This is a genomic window from Undibacterium cyanobacteriorum, from assembly GCF_031326225.1.
Classification (GTDB): Bacteria; Pseudomonadota; Gammaproteobacteria; order Burkholderiales; family Burkholderiaceae_D; genus Undibacterium; species Undibacterium cyanobacteriorum.
On sequence record NZ_CP133720.1, the window covers coordinates 1,462,970 to 1,479,638 of the forward strand.

The 16,669-nt window shown below is 49.0% G+C and carries 17 protein-coding genes; all 17 read right to left on the reverse strand.

The window, feature by feature from the left end; genetic code table 11:
• Nucleotides 1–220: 220 nt before the first annotated feature.
• The 17 genes from RF679_RS06040 to ileS all read right to left on the reverse strand — a co-directional run bounded on the left by RF679_RS06040 (nucleotide 221) and on the right by ileS (nucleotide 16,509).
• Nucleotides 221–346 carry a hypothetical protein gene (locus RF679_RS06040; protein ID WP_309483318.1) on the reverse strand — a complete coding sequence of 42 codons (126 nt, stop codon included), beginning with the start codon at nucleotides 344–346 and terminating at the stop codon, nucleotides 221–223.
• A gap of 94 nt (nucleotides 347–440) precedes the next feature.
• A complete protein-coding gene (locus tag RF679_RS06045) occupies nucleotides 441–917 on the reverse strand; it encodes a DUF6265 family protein (RefSeq protein WP_309483319.1) in 477 nt (158 codons plus the stop codon).
• Nucleotides 918–1,078: 161 nt separating this feature from the next.
• Nucleotides 1,079–1,600 (reverse strand): P-loop nucleotide/nucleoside kinase family protein, encoded by a 522-nt coding sequence (locus RF679_RS06050; RefSeq protein WP_309483320.1) that lies wholly within the window; start codon nucleotides 1,598–1,600, stop codon nucleotides 1,079–1,081.
• 238 nt (nucleotides 1,601–1,838) lie between these two features.
• On the reverse strand, nucleotides 1,839–2,552 hold the full coding sequence (locus RF679_RS06055; protein WP_309483321.1) for a tetratricopeptide repeat protein: 714 nt from the start codon (nucleotides 2,550–2,552) through the stop codon (nucleotides 1,839–1,841).
• A 220-nt stretch (nucleotides 2,553–2,772) separates the two neighbouring features.
• Entirely contained in the window at nucleotides 2,773–3,225 is a 453-nt protein-coding gene (locus RF679_RS06060; RefSeq protein ID WP_309483322.1) for a hypothetical protein, read from the reverse strand.
• Between the two features lie 214 nt (nucleotides 3,226–3,439).
• Entirely contained in the window at nucleotides 3,440–4,234 is a 795-nt protein-coding gene (locus RF679_RS06065) for a hypothetical protein (protein ID WP_309483323.1), read from the reverse strand.
• 184 nt (nucleotides 4,235–4,418) lie between these two features.
• Nucleotides 4,419–4,850 (reverse strand): WapI family immunity protein, encoded by a 432-nt coding sequence (locus RF679_RS06070; RefSeq protein WP_309483324.1) that lies wholly within the window; start codon nucleotides 4,848–4,850, stop codon nucleotides 4,419–4,421.
• Between the two features lie 77 nt (nucleotides 4,851–4,927).
• Entirely contained in the window at nucleotides 4,928–5,302 is a 375-nt protein-coding gene (locus RF679_RS06075) for a pentapeptide repeat-containing protein (protein WP_309483325.1), read from the reverse strand.
• 429 nt (nucleotides 5,303–5,731) lie between these two features.
• Entirely contained in the window at nucleotides 5,732–6,142 is a 411-nt protein-coding gene (locus tag RF679_RS06080; protein WP_309483326.1) for a type II secretion system F family protein, read from the reverse strand.
• A gap of 60 nt (nucleotides 6,143–6,202) precedes the next feature.
• Entirely contained in the window at nucleotides 6,203–6,706 is a 504-nt protein-coding gene (locus RF679_RS06085; RefSeq protein WP_309483327.1) for a hypothetical protein, read from the reverse strand.
• 105 nt (nucleotides 6,707–6,811) lie between these two features.
• A complete protein-coding gene (locus RF679_RS06090) occupies nucleotides 6,812–7,048 on the reverse strand; it encodes a hypothetical protein (RefSeq protein ID WP_309483328.1) in 237 nt (78 codons plus the stop codon).
• A gap of 344 nt (nucleotides 7,049–7,392) precedes the next feature.
• Nucleotides 7,393–8,052, reverse strand: coding sequence for an AbiU2 domain-containing protein (locus RF679_RS06095; RefSeq protein WP_309483329.1), 660 nt, complete (start codon nucleotides 8,050–8,052; stop codon nucleotides 7,393–7,395).
• A 217-nt stretch (nucleotides 8,053–8,269) separates the two neighbouring features.
• Complete coding sequence (gene asnS, locus RF679_RS06100) at nucleotides 8,270–9,670, reverse strand: asparagine--tRNA ligase (RefSeq protein WP_309483330.1); 1,401 nt, start codon at nucleotides 9,668–9,670, stop codon at nucleotides 8,270–8,272.
• A gap of 1,037 nt (nucleotides 9,671–10,707) precedes the next feature.
• The gene (gene dut, locus RF679_RS06105; protein WP_309483975.1) at nucleotides 10,708–11,157 is read right to left on the reverse strand and encodes a dUTP diphosphatase; all 450 of its coding nucleotides are present in this window, start codon (nucleotides 11,155–11,157) and stop codon (nucleotides 10,708–10,710) included.
• Between the two features lie 179 nt (nucleotides 11,158–11,336).
• Nucleotides 11,337–12,533: a bifunctional phosphopantothenoylcysteine decarboxylase/phosphopantothenate--cysteine ligase CoaBC gene (coaBC, locus tag RF679_RS06110; protein WP_309483331.1), complete on the reverse strand. Its 1,197-nt coding sequence runs from the start codon at nucleotides 12,531–12,533 to the stop codon at nucleotides 11,337–11,339.
• 85 nt (nucleotides 12,534–12,618) lie between these two features.
• Nucleotides 12,619–13,137 (reverse strand): signal peptidase II, encoded by a 519-nt coding sequence (lspA, locus tag RF679_RS06115; protein WP_309483332.1) that lies wholly within the window; start codon nucleotides 13,135–13,137, stop codon nucleotides 12,619–12,621.
• 486 nt (nucleotides 13,138–13,623) lie between these two features.
• A complete protein-coding gene (gene ileS / locus RF679_RS06120; protein ID WP_309483333.1) occupies nucleotides 13,624–16,509 on the reverse strand; it encodes an isoleucine--tRNA ligase in 2,886 nt (961 codons plus the stop codon).
• Between the last annotated feature and the right edge of the window lie 160 nt (nucleotides 16,510–16,669).

The window sequence follows — 16,669 nt, forward strand, 5'->3', positions numbered from 1 at the left end:
ACATTAATCAAAATGAACATTCGTTTTTGCCGCGACTTTGAAGAGACTTAGTTGCTTCACAAAAGCAAACTGTATTATCGACTTTCTTCTTTCGACGAGCGATGTCTTAGTTTGTTTTTAAACTGTTGAGGAATGAGTTTGGTTAGCAAAATGGCGGGCATGATTATTATCGCGAGTATACGCGGCAGCTTCCCAGAACGGCCCACTAAAAACAACACGATCACACCAAATACAAAGGACGCAAACCATAACCAACGCCATAGGTTCCAGCCGCCAGCAATGTGACACCAATTGCAAGTGCTAGAGCAATCAAGCCGATGGAGAAGTCTTTATCGTTGATTTGCATCCTTTACTCATAGTTTGGTACGACCATCTTCAGATCGAAGCCTCAATTGAGCATGTTACGAAATTTTGTTTCGAGAAGCGGTGAGAATAAGGTATTACTTGCATTCTGCTCGGCTCATAGGAAAATCGATGGCCCGAAGTTTATTGTTGCGCATTCCTTCGATGCGAGCCTTCAGTCGATCGTTCCCTTCGCGACGATAGATAATCCGTTGGGGGAAATCGTGTTCTAAGTTCTCGAAAATGACTTCGTCGGGATGTGCGCTCAGTAACGAGAAACTCGCTTCTTTCTGTCCAGAGGGAAGGGCGACGAAAGCGAGTTTGCCATCCGCTCCTCGTTTGAGTTGTAGAAACTCATAGTCCACTGTTTTGCCATTCTTGATAGTGCGACCCACGCCGATCATCGTGTCGCCAGCTGCAGGCATCCAATGTTCACCAGAACCGGGTTCGCCACCGTCTGCACTCCAGCATCCTGCTAGCCAATGAACGGGTGCTAACAAGTTTGACTCTTGCGCCATCGCTATCTGCTGAGAGCTCATGACCAATACTGCGAAATAGATAAAACGATTGCGCACGTGATGCCTCCTTGCATGTTATTCAAATGACGAACTTTGGGAGTGCGTGAGGGTTGATCTGAGTCACAATGCATTTTAGTACTTTTAAGACCTTGCAAGGTGAACGAATTGAACAGCGCTCTGCTGTCTTATATTTCTCGAGACTTCGCCAACTTCGCTGTTTAGAGGTCCACGGTCGCACCAAAAGATGGCACGTATTCAATCGAGTATTCGGCGCGCTCAAGTTCATCGGAAGGCTGCCACATATCGCTCGCAATTTCAAAAATATGATCCGGCACAAACATCGAGAAAGTCGTGCCACGGTGCTGATTGCGATGCTGTATCCGTTCGCGGCGAATTTCTCGAGGCGCATCAAGTTCATACATTTTGAGGAAGTAACCCTCGCCAATCATTTTGCGACAGAATGTGAGTCGTTGTTGTTGCTGAATAAGGCCGAGCTCAAGAATAACGTCTGAACCAGCTGCAAGGATGGCCTTACTGTGCAGCCAAATAAGATCTAAAAGTCGCTCTTTACGTGTGATGTACCAAGGCAGAAAGTCGCCCTCAGGCCTGTCGGGGCTGTAGAGTCTAACAAACCACTCATCCAGAGCGATATGTACACCGCGCGTACGGCTCGAAAGTGCTGCTGAAAAAGTTGACTTCCCTGCACCAACAGGGCCTTCTATCAAATGAATTGTTGCCATTTTATTGGTTCCATTTTAAAAACTGTTTTGGCAAGTGCAATTTGTGTTGCCCGAGCCGCCGGCGATCTCGAACGAAGACGCGCTGCGTTCCCAAAGCCTATTGTCGCGCCATTCTAGCAATTACTTTATGTCGAACTTCATGCGACATAGAAATTGCATTTTGTAAAGCTGACCACCACAGACCGCTGGCTTATATTTCTCGGTTCAATCAAGATGCCGCAATTGTCTTGGTGTCTGTTCAATTGGTTTCGATTGCAACGGCTTCGCTCTCGCGGCCCAATTTTCGTAGTAATAGGGCGTAACTGGATTTCACTCTTCGTAGCCGCCAAGCTTCAATTTCGTTGGGGGCTGACCGCATTACGGCTAAAGACTCTTTGAAATTGGATTCTGATTCGGCATAGCGCCCCATGTCCATTTGGTTATAAGCGAGATTATGCAGAATTACCGCTTTGGTGCGGTTAATCAATTTTCCGGATTTGATATTCTTGAGCACTTCCAAAGCATGTAAGCTCGTTGCGTTGGCGCGCTCGAATTCTTTGTTCGCGTTATATGCCAAGGCCAGATTGTCCTGATCGATCACATTCAAGACCTGATCTTCATAGCTGCGAGAGATAAGTTCTGCGCGTTGCAGTAAATGAATCGCGTCGCTCGGATGATCTTGCAGATTAAAAAGGCCGAACGGGACTAATGCATTGCGTAGTTTTGTTGAATCTTGGGGCTTGAGTTCTTCGGCAGTCTTGAATGCGCGTTGATAAAAATCGCTTGCCAAATCTTTTCGTTTCTCGGACTGCGCCATTTCTCCTAACGCGATCAGGACATCGACCAGTCGAGGATCTTTTGGGGTATCCTTTTCTAGATGATCTGCTGCGGCAACTAGCGACGGTATTGCTTGTTGATAGGCGCCCATTTTGTAGTGATTCAAACCATAATTGATTTGCTGTTCTGTACTCATAGTGGCGCAAGCACAAAGCGAAGAAACGAGCATCAATCCGGTAATTCGCTTGATGAACGATGAAATTGGAAGCATTGTTGAAATCCTCTAATGGGTTTTGAATCGATGGTATTGTGATCTGCTGGCGGTATTTTTTGGCTTAAAGATGCACGGTTGATTTAGGTTTCTTATAAAGCTGTTCCAAACCAAGACGAGGGGAAGCAAGCTGAGGGAATGCAAGCTAATTCCTTTCAGTTCCGGGTTGTTGTCTCTGCCTTGATTTTGTTTTTGATGCACGGGTCAATTCGTGCATGGAAGCTGCCTCAAGGTAGTAGATATCCTCAAGTCCTTGATCGCTGAAGTGCACCAGGTTTTTGGGGCGCTGACGTGACAACTTTAAAAAATGTAAGCTGCCAACTGTGAAGTCGACTAAGTCGCCAGAGCCGCGTTTGTATTTCGCTCGCGGAAGTTCGGCGCAAGGCACCATCACCTTCAGTGCTTTGCCGATCAACTCAGATGGCCCAGATACGATCTGGTAATTGGCCAAGCTGCCAATAAAAAGGACACCACATCCCGGTTGGCTCTCAATCGTCGTGAGTTGGCCGGCGACCTGGATTTCTTCCGAGGCAGAGGCGGCGTAAGAAAAAATGAAACTGACTATGGTCAATAGCGATAGCTTGCTTCGAAGTTTCATTGTTTTCCTATTTTGATGAAGGTGAGGTTGAAATCTATGTCAGCCTGATCGATGTTTTTTAATCTGCATAGAATGCCAGAAATAGGTTTTGAATCTTTCTCATGGAGCTAGACGAAAACGTCGCTAGCACATGATCAAAAAATAGTGGCAGCGGCGAGCCTGACGCGACATTTTTAATGGACTTAGCGTTAGGCGGCTCTTCTCGGATACGTCCCTAGCCTTCGGTCGCCTTTTGTTCAATGAGTTCGATTTTGTTGCCTGCTACGAGCCACACTGTCCCATTGCTTGGTATAGCGACGTACATCGGTTTTCTGGCCCAAATACTCCAAAACACATGTGCCTCGGTCGGGGCGGGGTCCATTACGTGACTGATCATCAATCCAACAGCTTTCGGGTCTGTTTGAAGCGCAATACAGCTTCGGGTGAATCCGCGTTGCGATACGACCTTAGAACCGCTGACTTCGACACGATAGGTTCCTCCAATCGGTACGACGTTATTTTTGGTCGTGCCAGGAAGCAGGTAAACCAACCAGTTACTCCCCGGAGCGCCAGAGGAGGGCAGCACGACCGAGTTGTAGCTATTTGAGCATTGCTGGAACCTGGAACTTAAGGCAGCACTACGAGCGGCTGCGGCGCCTGCTTCATAAGTAGTGAGCGGTGCAGGAGAATCAAGGGCACTTACTGGCCCAGCGACGCCTTCTTTGCTAACCGTAATTCGATACAGTGCTGCAGGTGTTTCATCGATAAATGTGACTGTAATTTGACCTTGTTGTTCTTCAGTTACCCATCCTCTTATTCTCGAATCGTTCTTGAATTGGGGAAGGGCAATGGCGGCATCGGAGGCAATCGCCGCCGCGCGGTCGTGTCGGTAGATGGCAAAGCCAATCGTCTCTGCAGCCCGCAATGCAGCGGCTTTCTGTTCTGGTGTGAGCTCCTTGGGAATTGGTTCATCAGCGAACGCCGATAGTGAAACGGAGATGAGAGTAAGGGCAAGAATAAAACGAATCATGTTGAATCTCGATATTTCGGCGATGTTGCCGTGTTATTAAAAAGATTGAAATTAACATGATCTTAAAAAATCATCAATCATCGAGCAGCACCAAACGATAGGCCTATCGTTTGATTTAGAAGTTTGATGTTCAAGCAGTGATGAACGTGGTTTGTGTTCCGATTGTTTGTATGAGTGTACAGTCTTATCGTCCGATCCAAGCTCTGAAACCGCTCCGAACCGTACGCTGCGGAAACCTAGCGAGTTGCTGACGAAGTGATGTGGCTGCGTCGGAACATTGTTGTGTTGAGATATCGAAGTCAATGGCGAAAGGATTCTCCAATTCATCCGTGTTGCCAAGCCAAGGAGGACTTGCTTCCAACGAGAATTGCACGCGCACACAGGTCGGGCTCTGCACGATGAATTCGAGATTGGGTTCCGTGAACAATATACCTTGTCGGTGAGGAGTCTCAGACGCCAAGCCTTCAAAAAAATCGATCAAAGCCGAAACTTCCCATGTGAGAAGACTAGGATCTCTGAAACTCCAAGCTCGCCCCTCGGCACACACTGCAGCTTCGATGATCAGCCAGTTTGCATCGTATTCATTGTTTGAATTGGCGAGGAACTGGTATCCCACAATCCTAAGCTCAAATGAGTTTGCGGCGCTCTGTAGTTTCATGTTTTTAATGAGATTGATTGGGAGAGATCATGAGCTCAGTTCGCTGGGTTTGAATTGGGAAATTGCTGAGACTTGTATTCATATCCCTGCTCCGTGGCACCTTCAAAATCAGCGTTCTCGAGATTGGCGCCGATGAAAGTTGCGGCATCGATGGCGGCACCTCGGAACGATGCTGACAATAAATTGGCACCCGAGAAATCGCATGTTTTGACATTTGCGAATTCGAACTTTGATTCTTGTAATGAAGCTCCGACAAAGCTCGCGACAATAAAACTCCTTGAGAAAATTGCGCCATCCAAAATACAGTGATCGAAATTGATTTCATCGCGGTCGAGATCGAGACAACGAAAGTCCCGTTCACCTTGGGAGTACCGAAGCAAAATTTCATCGCGTGAAAGAGTGAGTGCCATTGTGAGTTCTACCGTAGAGAGGCGTGATCGAAGAGCGGTGAAGGTTTCAGTGAGCAGGGGGGCTTAAATTCGAATGGTTTTTCTGGGCTAGAAAAAGGTCGCATATCTAAGCTTATTATCGTTAAATCTGGACGTCTAATGATGCTTAGCACTCCCACTCACGATAGTGGAGCAAGCACTGTAGGCGCACGATGAAATGCACCAAAGAACAAGAATTAAAAGTAAGCGCATTGAATACCTTTAGAGTGTAGTGTTGACATATGAAATCGTATGCTCGATGAAATCATGATAATGGATCCTGACCTTTCATTGTGCGACATCCTTCAATGCAATCTCACTCATCAGGGCACGAACTCAGTCAGATCTGAAATTCCGCAGGGGATAAACGAACGCAATCACTTGTAAGGGAATGATTAAAAACATCTTTGATCAAACCACATTGGAATAACAAAATATCGGCAAATAAAGCGCCCACACTACGAAAATCAAGGCGAACAAGCTGAGTGCGCCAACGGAGAAGAATACTACTTTGAATCTGGTTTGGTTTTTGTACCGAGTCGCTGAAATCAGCAAATATATCCACACCGCAGTCGCTATGAAAAACATCAACCAAAGCATGGAGGAGAGTTCTGCGAGCCATTTCGTTGGCGCGGGTAGATTCGCATCTAATTCCGCCCAGGTGTCATTGAACGCGGGCACAACAAACGAGCCCAAAATGCCTAACACCATTGTTAAGACTGTGGCGATGACGGCAATGATCCAAAACAAAATGTCAAACTGCTGCTGTGGGTTATCATGATTATCGTGAGGATCTTGAGGCGGATTTTCTACCGGATTCATAGGACGTTCCTTAACGATTTAACTAACGATGTTCCTTGGAGTTGAATTTGATCGGATTGTTCAGAGCGCATCGTCTGCGTCAGAATGCCGTCGCCGTAGGCCAACCGCCATGAGTCCAAAGACGGCAAGTCCAAGACAAAGCAGGTGCAACTGCGTGAGAGAAATGACTCCATACAAGTCGTTCGCTTCGCTGAAAGGTGCAAAAGGACGAATGTCGGAATGCATGATGCTATCAAAAATCACGTGTGAATAGGCACCCATCGCAGCGCCGATTGAGACTTGTTTGATATTGAGATCGCGCCAAGCTAGCAGATTAGGCAGCCAGAACCTTGACGCAAACCAACGCATTACAATGAACAAACACAGCGTTCCGACTGCAACAAGGGAGGCGCCGACATAGGTGTGGAAGAACGCATGCAGCTGGTCACGACGATGTATTAAGTTATAAAGAGACTCGATATCAATCAAGACGTTTGTAGCGCAGAACGCGAGGAAACTCACTGTCTTTGGCGCCGTTCCGTGCAGCGCGGCGCCAAAGCCAAAATGAAACGGTGTGATCGGCATGTGTTGAATGTGCTCTAAGTGGCAATATCTGGTTTGATTGCGTCTGGAACCTAGCCTGCATCAACCGTCAAACCATGTTTCTGTCACCTTGTTTGCCAGCAGTAATCACCCTGCAAGAAAAGCAGAGCCAGTTGGTCGCTTCACCCATTCTTCATCGCTCTTGATGACTTGCTCTGCGCGCAGTGCCAATTTCGTGGCAATAGAAATCGAACGCTCGACCAACTCATCCTCATTTTCTGCTGTTAGTTGCTGCTGCTGAATCAGACTGGAAAATATAGTTGCCGCCATTTGCGCGACGACCGATTCACTATGTTGCAAGTGCAGGAATTCTTCTTTTGACATACGTTCTCCTTGTGTTTCTAAGCGATTGAGTTCAGATATTGTCTCATACCAGCTCGATTGTGATTATTAATATTAAGTTTGATTTGCTTCACATTTGAATGGTTTCTTTACTGCCTTGTCAAACAGAGCCGATGCTAGGTTGCGTATTAAAGTGCAGGTCGTAAACGAAGTACGTTTAAAGGTTAAATCGAAAACAGTACCATAACCAAAGGTGCTCCACTGTGCCATTAAAATGAGTGAATGCTCGGGAACTCACCAAGGACAAAACTTTACTCTTACCTGTCATAGAAGTTTCATGTTGGCCTTGTGAACCTGAAGATAGGGAAGGTCGTGAGGTCGAAAGGTTAGTCCGTTTTTTCGGAGCCACGGCGAGCGAAGTCAAGTAACCGCCGGAGGTCATTTGGAGCGTTCCATGAGAAGAATGACCCGTCGAAGTCTGAAGAATAGTTATTAAGTATGGAACTCATTGCATCAACAGCCGTCTCGATATCACCCCAAATAATCTCCGCTTCTACTCTTATGAGCGATCTATCATCGAAATATTTTTTATCAAAGTGACCGTGATATTTATCCCGACGGAGTTTGATGCTAGGCAATACAGCGAGCGATCTAAGTTTTTGACGATCTTCATTGATTGAGTTCGAAGTGATTTGTTTTCGATCTTTTAGCATCCAGTGATCGTCAGCGTAAGACCTGCGGCGCTGAAGTTCCTTGGTTGAAAGCCACACTCGGTTGTACTCGACAAACGTCAAGAAGTTGAATAATCCTCTTTGACCTTTCTCATCAAGCAGCTTATCTGCCCACATGATCACAGTGCTGAAAAGGGCTGCCTCCGTTACGCGGAAAAACCCAGGAGCAAGGTTGATTTCGTTAAGATAATCATGTGTGTGATCGGATATTTGTCTGAGTACTGAGACGCTATCTATGAGGCAGTGAATTTCTTTCCTTAAGTGTTCTCGGTATTGGTCGAACTCTTTCTCGAAATCAGCGCAGGAGATTCTCATGTTGAGTAACTAGTAGTCAAGTGAAAAAAGTCAAGCTAACATATTCGAAGTAGATCATCAATCAAAGGCAGATATTTTTCGAAGTGAGTTTGGAGTGTCAGAAAATCGATGAGAAGAGTATGTAACCAAAATTGAAAAAACATGATGTGATCATAGTTACCAACAAAAAAGGGCGACCCAAAAGTCGCCCTTCATTATTCCAACTCAAACCAAACTCTTAGAAGCGCACATTCCCCGGAGTACGTGGGAATGGGATTACGTCGCGGACATTACCCACACCAGTGATGTAGGAAACAGCGCGTTCGAAGCCTAAGCCGAAACCTGCGTGCGGTACTGTGCCGTAGCGGCGCAGATCGCGGTACCAGTAGTATGGTTCTGGTGCGAGGCCGACTTCTGCCATGCGGGCGTCGAGTACGTCGAGGCGTTCTTCGCGTTGTGAGCCGCCGATGATTTCGCCGATGCCTGGAGCCAGGATGTCCATCGCAGCAACAGTTTTGCCGTCATCATTCAAACGCATGTAGAAGGACTTGATGTCTTTCGGATAGTTTTGCAAAACGACTGGGCCGTTGACGTGTTTTTCAGCCAAATAGCGTTCGTGTTCGGATTGCAAATCGGTACCCCATGACACTGGGTATTCGAATTTTTGACCGCAGTTTTGCAAGATGTTGATCGCTTCTGTGTAGTCCATGCGTACGAATGGTTTGGCGATGATATTTTGCAGTTTCGCGATCACGCCTTTTTCGACGCGCTCTTCGAAGAAGGCCATGTCGTCAGCACGTTCGTTCAAGACGGCCGTGAACACGTATTTCAGCATCGCTTCGGCGAGGTCGGCATTCTTTGCCAAGTCGGCGAAGGCGACTTCTGGTTCGATCATCCAGAACTCAGCCAAGTGACGGCTGGTGTTGGAGTTTTCTGCGCGGAAGGTTGGGCCGAAGGTGTAGACTTTGGACAAAGCCATGCAATAGGTTTCGACGTTCAATTGGCCAGAAACAGTGAGGAAGGTTTCTTTGCCGAAGAAGTCTTTTGAGAAGTCTGGCTTTCCTTCTGGTGTTTTTGGGAAGTTCATCATATCGAGTGTCGATACGCGGAACATTTCACCTGCGCCTTCGCAATCGGAAGCGGTCAAGATCGGTGTATTGACCCAGAAGAAATCTTGTTCGTGGAAGAAGCGGTGGATCGCTTGGGCGATCGAGTGGCGCGTACGGGCTACGGCGCCCATGATGTTGGTGCGTGGGCGCAAGTGCGCGTTTTCACGCAAGAATTCCATGCTGTGTGGTTTTGGTTGAATGGGGTAAGTATCTGGATCTTCCACCAAGCCCATCACGTCAACGCGTTCTGCTTGCATCTCAAAACTTTGGCCGCCGCCTTGGGATGGCACGATCATGCCCGTGGCAGAGAAAGAGGCACCTGCCGTCAAGTGCAAGACTTCGTTCTCGTAATTGCTCAAGGTATTCGGGGCGACGATTTGCAGGCTGCCGAAGCAGGAACCATCGGTTAAGGCGAGGAAAGATACGCCTGCTTTGGAATCACGACGGGTACGCACCCAGCCTTGTACGGTGACGCTGCTGTCACTTGGGGCTTTGCCGTTCAGAACGTCTTTGACGCTAAATGTTGCCATAATTTTTTTCTCCATTTCTAAGCGAGATGTGGGAATTGACCTGTTTGGTTAATACCGCAGAAATCTCTTGTGGCGCATATGATAGCCGTTTGCACCGTTAAAACCAATTTTGTTGGTTGGTGTTTGCCTCAGTTTTTGTTAAAAGAGGCTTGGGTGTTGCTTTGTTTCTTCAATCGTATTTTCTCGGCTTTGTGAATCAAGTGCTGCTCCTAAAGCCTTTATTGTTTCTGAACCTTTGCAGGTCGGGAGTAGCCCGACAGCTAGTTACCTTTTTTGTATCGCCAAAAAAGGTAACCCAAAAAAGGCGACCGCACTAAATCGTCCTTCGGATTCCCAATGCTGCACAACATAAAATGGGAAAGTGTTGAAACTCGCTTCGCTCAAACAGCAACACTTTCTCTTTCCATTTTCTGTTGAGCAGCATTGGCGATTTAGAAGCGGAAGTGCAGTGCGCGCTCAACCTGATTTCAACTCATTGGGCGCTACCGTAGTTACCGTAGGGCGGGTGCAAGCCGCGCTGCTCAGGTGCTGAACGGCTTGGCGGCGCGGGTTGCACCCGCCCTACATTTTCATCTACAAATTAAAGGTTTACCGTTCTTTAGCCCCCTCTCCCGCAAGCGGGAGAGGGCAGGGGTGAGGGTGATTGAGAATTCTGCGAAGCTTATTTGTTTTGTTTCGCTATCGTTGCAGTCAAACAAAAGTTCTAGCTTGCTGAATTTCCCTCATCCCAACCCTTCTCCCGCTTGCGGGAGAAGGGCTTTAGTACCGTAGGGCGGGTGCAACTCGCGCTGTTGTGTTGCTTAACGGCTTGGCGGCGCGGGTTGCACCCGCCCTACATTTTCATCTACAAATTAAAGGTTTACCGTTTTTCACTCCCTCTCCCGCAAGCGGGAGAGGGCAGGGGTGAGGGTGATTCAGAAATCTGCAAAGTTTGTTGGGCTTGTATCTCGATCGTTGTAGCCAAATAAAAGTTTTGCCTTGCTAAACTTCCCTCATCCCAACCCTTCTCCCGCTCGCGGGAGAAGGGCTTTCGTTCATTAATGCTTTCCCGTACTTCCAAAACCACCTTCACCACGTTCGCTTTCGCCGAATTCTTCGACGATGTTGAAACCGACTTGCAGCACCGGCACGATGATCAATTGTGCAAGGCGTTCCATGGGGTTTAAGGTGAACGCGTTCTGACCGCGGTTCCAAGTCGAGATCATTAATTGACCTTGGTAGTCTGAGTCGATCAAGCCGACCAAGTTTCCGAGTACGATACCGTTTTTATGGCCCATGCCGCTGCGCGGCAAGATCATCGCTGCATAGGCGGGGTCGCCAATGTGAATCGCCAAGCCGGTCGGAATCAAGACCGTTTCGCCCGGTTGAATGGTGATGGCTTCGTCAATGCAAGCACGCAGATCCAAACCGGCGCTGCCGGGTGTGCCATAAGATGGCAGTTGATCTTTCATGCGTGGGTCTAGGATTTTGAGGTCTATGTTTTTCATGTTTTGGGCGATGTAATAATTCATTTAATACTGTTTAAATCGTCATTCCCGCGAAAGCGGGAATCCACGTTTAGACGGTAATCGACATTGGATTCCCGCTTTCGCGGGAATGACGCATCGGCGGATGTTTGTTTTGCTCGTGCTTTTCTCCCAACCTCTGTGCCTCTGTGTTCAGGGGTTTAGACTCTGGCTGCAATCTCATCCACCAACTGCCGTGCCAAAGTTTGCTTGTCTGCTTTGGCTAAGGCTTGATGTCCGTTCGCGTCGAATAACACTAATTCGTTTTCATCTTTGCCGAAGGTGTTGTGGCCGATGTTGCCGACCAAGAGTGGGATGTTTTTCTTGAGGCGTTTGGCGGCGCCGTATTCGAGTAGGTTTTCAGACTCAGCTGCGAAGCCCACGCAGTACGGTGCTTGCGGTAGGGCAGCGACGCTGGCGAGGATGTCGGGGTTTTGGGCGAATTGCAGCTGTGGTGTATCGCTGTCAGTTGTCTTCTTGATTTTTTGATCGCTGGCATTCGCTACGCGCCAATCGGCGACGGCTGCGACGGCGATGAAGATATCGTGTGATGCCACTTGCGCCATCACTGCATCGTGCATTTGTTGGGCGGTTTGCACTGCTTGTCGTTGTACGCCATAAGGTTGGTCGAGGGCAGTGGGGCCGGAGACTAAGGTCACATGTGCACCGGCTTCCCATGCGGCTTGGGCGATCGCATAGCCCATTTTTCCTGATGATAAATTCGTGATACCACGGACCGGATCGATCGGTTCGAAGGTTGGTCCGGCCGTGACTAAGACGCGTTTACCAGCGAGGCGTTTCGCTTGAAATACAGCTTCGAGTTCCGCCAAGATTTGGTCGGGTTCTAGCATGCGGCCCATGCCGGTTTCTCCGCAGGCTTGGTCGCCAGCGGCGGGGCCAAACACCTGGATGCCGTCGCGTTTGACTTGCTCAACATTACGTTGTGTGGCGGGATTGCTCCACATTTCGACGTTCATGGCTGGTGCGATCAGCAGAGGGACGCTGCGTGGTCGTGCGATACACAGGGTCGACAGTAGATCGTCACAGGCGCCGTGAGCGAGTTTGAAAATGAAGTTAGTGCTGCAGGGCGCGATTAAAATAGCATCGGCATCGCGTGTTAAATCGATGTGCGGCATGTTGTTGGCAATGCGCGCATCCCATTGATCGGTGTACACCGTGTTGCCCGACAAAGCCTGCATCGTAATCGGCGTGATGAATTGCGTCGCGCTTTGCGTCATGACGACTTGCACGGTCGCGCCCAGTTTGCCGAGCGAGCGACATAGCTCCGCAACCTTGTAGCAAGCAACGCCACCGGTTAAGCCAAGCACGATTTTTTTACCAGCGAGTCTTGATGTCATGATGTGACCTTTGAATCTTTTTTTAAACGCCTCAACGCCGAGACGCCGATCTTAAAACACCTCAACGCTGAGGGGTTTTAATCAATTATTTCTTAACCCTTCGAAGCTCATCCAAAATAAACAAAGCTGCGCCCAAACAAATCGCGCTATCGGCTAAGTTGAACGCAGCGAAGTGGTACATGTCTTTGTAATGGAAGTCGAGAAAATCGATGACGTGGCCGTACAGTACGCGGTCAATCACATTGCCAATCGCGCCGCCCATGATCAGAGACAAAGACCAGCAGAACAATTTTTCTGTCGCGTTTTTCTTGAGTAAATACGTAATGACCAAGGATGCTACCACGCCGATTGCGGTGAACATATAACGTTGCCAGCCGCCTTCTGTGGCGAGAAAACTAAAGGCTGCGCCTGGGTTGTAGTGAAGCGTCAAATTGAAGAACGAGGTGACGGGATACAACTCGCGATATTCGAAGGTACGCTCAATCGTAATCTTAGAAATCTGATCAAGCAAAATCACAATCGCGGCGAGGCCAAGCCATACGCCGAAGAGGCCGCCAGAGGAACCTGATTTGCTGGAGAAAGTATTGGTTTTTTTTGTCGCCATAGTTTTGTTTTTGCTGATGTCTATTTTCTAAATCTCCCTTCTCCCGCAGGCGGGAGAAGGGTTGGGGATGAGGGCGGTTCAGGTTTCGATAGGTTTCATTCAGGACCAATCAGTGAACTTCGATGGCGTGCCATTCGACTATTTCGAGCAGGTTCATCGAATGACTGTGGTCTGAATCTCTTTATCGGCGTGTGAACTTCCCTCACCCTAACCCTCTCCCGCTAGCGGGAGAGGGGACTTGTTCTCTCGTAGGGCGGGTGCAACCCGCGCTGCTCGGTTGCCATCGCACTACATTTTTCTCATCGCTGTCACTCCTGCGCAGGCAGGAGTCCAGTGTCGTACGCGGTACATCAAAAGACTCTGGATTCCCGCCTCCGCGGGAATGACATCGTCGTTTTTCGTAGGGCGGGTGCAACCCGCGCTGCTCAGGTGCCCTATGGCATGGCGGCGCGGGTTGCACCCGCCCTGCATACTGCATAGTTCTACTTACGCAAACTTCCGTGCTTCACCTTCACCGTGCAAATTACTATCGCAACGACCGCACAAGGTTGGGTGTTCTGGTTTGACACCCACATCGGCGCGGTAGTGCCAGCAGCGTTCGCATTTCTGATGTGCGGATGCTGTGACAATGACGATTTCGTCGGCTTCGCTGGCGACTTCTTCTACCGTCGCTGCGGAAGTGATCAGTGTGAACTTTAGATCGTCGCCGAGGCTGCTTAACACTTTGAACTTTTCGCCGCTGGCTTTGATATGCACTTCCGCTTGCAAGGAGGAGCCGATCGCACCAGAAACGCGGACTTCTTCCAACTGTTTGGTGACGTCGGCACGGACAGCGCGCAAACTTGCGTATTTGGCTTCCAATACTTCGCTGTTGGCGATGCTTGGTAGGGCGTAATACGTGGTCGTGAAAATCGTTTCATCGCTGTTCGCGTAGGCATTTTTGCTAGCGAAGTTTTGCCATGCTTCTTCTGCCGTGAACGACAAAGTCGGTGCCATCAAGCGCAACAAACTTTGGGTGATGTGCCAGATCGCCGTTTGTGCAGAACGACGTGCGAACGACGTTGTACCGCTGGTGTACAAACGATCTTTCAAAATATCGAGGTAGAAGCCACCCAAGTCTTCTGAGCAGAAGGATTGCAATTTGCTGATCACAGGATGGAATTCATAGGCATCGTAGTGCGCCAGGATTTCCTTCTGCAAAGCTGCAGTGTGGGCAATCGCATATTGATCGATTTCCATCAAATCGGCTGTCGCTACGCCATCTTTGTCGAAGTCGAAATCAGAGGTATTTGCCAACAAGAAGCGCAAGGTATTGCGGATGCGACGATAGGCTTCGGTCACACGTTTCAAGATTTCGTCGGAGATCGAGAGTTCGCCCGAGTAGTCAGTTGATGCGACCCACAAGCGCAAGATGTCCGCGCCCAAAGTGTCGAACACTTTTTGCGGAGCGATCACGTTACCTTTGGACTTAGACATCTTCTTACCTTCGCCATCGACCACGAAACCGTGTGTCAATAAGGCTTTGTAAGGAGCGTGGCCGTCGAGCATAGAGGCCGTCAACAAAGAAGAGTGGAACCAGCCGCGATGTTGATCGGAACCTTCGAGGTAGAGATCAGCAGGGTAGGCGGATTGTTCTTTGTGCGAACCACGCAAGACCGTGTAATGCGTCGCGCCAGAATCGAACCAGACGTCGAGCGTGTCGCGATTTTTTTCATACATCGCGGCTTCGTCGCCGATCAATTCTTCGACGCTCATTTTTTGCCAAGCTTCGATACCTTCTTTTTCAACACGCTGCGCAATCACTTCCAACAACTCTGCTGTACGTGGATGCAAGGCGCCGGTTTCTTTGTGCAAGAGGAAGGCCATCGGCACACCCCATTGACGTTGACGTGACAAAGTCCAGTCAGGGCGATTCGCAATCATGCCGTTCAAACGGGCTTTACCCCACGATGGATAGAAGGCGGTTTGCTCGATCGCCGCCAAGGCAGTCTCGCGCAGGCTTGCACCGCCAGCGGCTGGCGTGTTGTCCATGCTGGCGAACCATTGCGAAGTCGCACGATAGATGATCGGTGTCTTATGGCGCCAGCAGTGCATGTAGCTGTGGTCGAACATTTTCAAGGAGAACAAAGTGCCGGCTTCGCGCAATTTGTCGCAGATTGGCTTTGATGCTTCCCAGATCGTCATGCCAGCGAAGAAGGGCAACCATGAGGCATAACGACCGTCGCCCATGACGGGGTTCAACATGTCGGCGTCTTTCATGCCGTGCGCTTTGCACGACAAAAAGTCTTCGATACCGTAAGACGGCGCCGAGTGAACCACGCCGGTACCTGTTTCGGTACTGACGTAATCGCCCAAATACACCGGAGAGTAACGATCAAAACCTTCGTGCATCGCTGCCAATGGATGTTTGAACTTCAGCAAGGATAAAGCTTCACCCTTGCAAGTGGCGATGATCTCAGCCGACAAATTCCAATTGGTAAAGGCAGTTTCCACCAAGTCTTTAGCCATCAAGATCAAACAGGCTTCGCCATCGCGCTCGGTCTTGACTAAGGCGTAGGTAATTTCCGGATGCATGTTCAACGCTTGGTTGGATGGGATGGTCCACGGTGTGGTGGTCCAGATCACGCAGTAACCTTTTTCGATTGGCAGTTGGCTTAGACCGAAAGCTTGCGCCAATTTTTGGTTTTCTTCGCCGCCTGCAAATGGGAAACCAACGTCGATTGAAGGATCGCGTTTGTTTTCATATTCGACTTCGGCTTCCGCCAAAGCTGAGCCGCAATCGAAGCACCAGTTGACAGGCTTCAAACCGCGATACACATAGCCTTTATCGAGCAATTGGCCGAGCGCGCGGATCTCATCGGCCTCGTTACCAAAGGCCATGGTTTTGTAGGGATTATCCCACTCACCCAAGACACCCAAACGGATGAAGTCGGCTTTTTGGCGTTCGATTTGCTCTTCGGCGTAAGCACGTGCCTTGGCTTGTACTTCGGCCACAGGCAAGTTCTTGCCATGCAGTTTTTCGATTTGGATTTCGATCGGCATACCGTGGCAATCCCAGCCTGGCACATACGGTGCGTCAAAGCCCGCCATGGTGCGCGCTTTGATGATCATGTCTTTCAAGATTTTGTTGACGGCATGACCGATATGGATGTCGCCATTGGCGTACGGAGGACCATCATGCAGGATGAAGTGTGGACGACCTTTGGCGGCTTTACGCACACGTTCGTAAATCTTTTTCTCTTGCCACTGCTTGACCCATTGCGGCTCGCGCTTGGCGAGATCACCACGCATAGGGAATGGCGTTTCCGTCATGTTGACAGGGTATTTACTGCTCGGTTTTGCGGCGTTTTTTGCTGGTTTTTCGTTAGACATATGTTTCTTCGTTTAATTAAATTTTGGAATTCTGTGGATGAGGTTTTGTTTCTTAGCCTTAATGTCCGCGCTTATTGGTATCGATTGCGCTTCCGATGCTTGTCATTCCCGCGTAGGCGGGAATCCAGCGTCTTTTTGCGGTCACAGCTTCATGTCACTG

What these genes read in the sequence shown, in the direction of transcription:
- RF679_RS06040 (WP_309483318.1), bottom strand. Translation starts at nt 346, where the DNA reads ATGCAAATCAACGATAAAGACTTCTCCATCGGCTTGATTGCTCTAGCA.
- RF679_RS06050 (WP_309483320.1), bottom strand. Translation starts at nt 1,600, where the DNA reads ATGGCAACAATTCATTTGATAGAAGGCCCTGTTGGTGCAGGGAAGTCA.
- RF679_RS06055 (WP_309483321.1), bottom strand. Translation starts at nt 2,552, where the DNA reads ATGAGTACAGAACAGCAAATCAATTATGGTTTGAATCACTACAAAATG.
- RF679_RS06060 (WP_309483322.1), bottom strand. Translation starts at nt 3,225, where the DNA reads ATGAAACTTCGAAGCAAGCTATCGCTATTGACCATAGTCAGTTTCATT.
- RF679_RS06065 (WP_309483323.1), bottom strand. Translation starts at nt 4,234, where the DNA reads ATGATTCGTTTTATTCTTGCCCTTACTCTCATCTCCGTTTCACTATCG.
- RF679_RS06075 (WP_309483325.1), bottom strand. Translation starts at nt 5,302, where the DNA reads ATGGCACTCACTCTTTCACGCGATGAAATTTTGCTTCGGTACTCCCAA.
- RF679_RS06080 (WP_309483326.1), bottom strand. Translation starts at nt 6,142, where the DNA reads ATGAATCCGGTAGAAAATCCGCCTCAAGATCCTCACGATAATCATGAT.
- RF679_RS06085 (WP_309483327.1), bottom strand. Translation starts at nt 6,706, where the DNA reads ATGCCGATCACACCGTTTCATTTTGGCTTTGGCGCCGCGCTGCACGGA.
- RF679_RS06090 (WP_309483328.1), bottom strand. Translation starts at nt 7,048, where the DNA reads ATGTCAAAAGAAGAATTCCTGCACTTGCAACATAGTGAATCGGTCGTC.
- RF679_RS06095 (WP_309483329.1), bottom strand. Translation starts at nt 8,052, where the DNA reads ATGAGAATCTCCTGCGCTGATTTCGAGAAAGAGTTCGACCAATACCGA.
- asnS (WP_309483330.1), bottom strand. Translation starts at nt 9,670, where the DNA reads ATGGCAACATTTAGCGTCAAAGACGTTCTGAACGGCAAAGCCCCAAGT.
- dut (WP_309483975.1), bottom strand. Translation starts at nt 11,157, where the DNA reads ATGAAAAACATAGACCTCAAAATCCTAGACCCACGCATGAAAGATCAA.
- coaBC (WP_309483331.1), bottom strand. Translation starts at nt 12,533, where the DNA reads ATGACATCAAGACTCGCTGGTAAAAAAATCGTGCTTGGCTTAACCGGT.
- lspA (WP_309483332.1), bottom strand. Translation starts at nt 13,137, where the DNA reads ATGGCGACAAAAAAAACCAATACTTTCTCCAGCAAATCAGGTTCCTCT.
- ileS (WP_309483333.1), bottom strand. Translation starts at nt 16,509, where the DNA reads ATGTCTAACGAAAAACCAGCAAAAAACGCCGCAAAACCGAGCAGTAAA.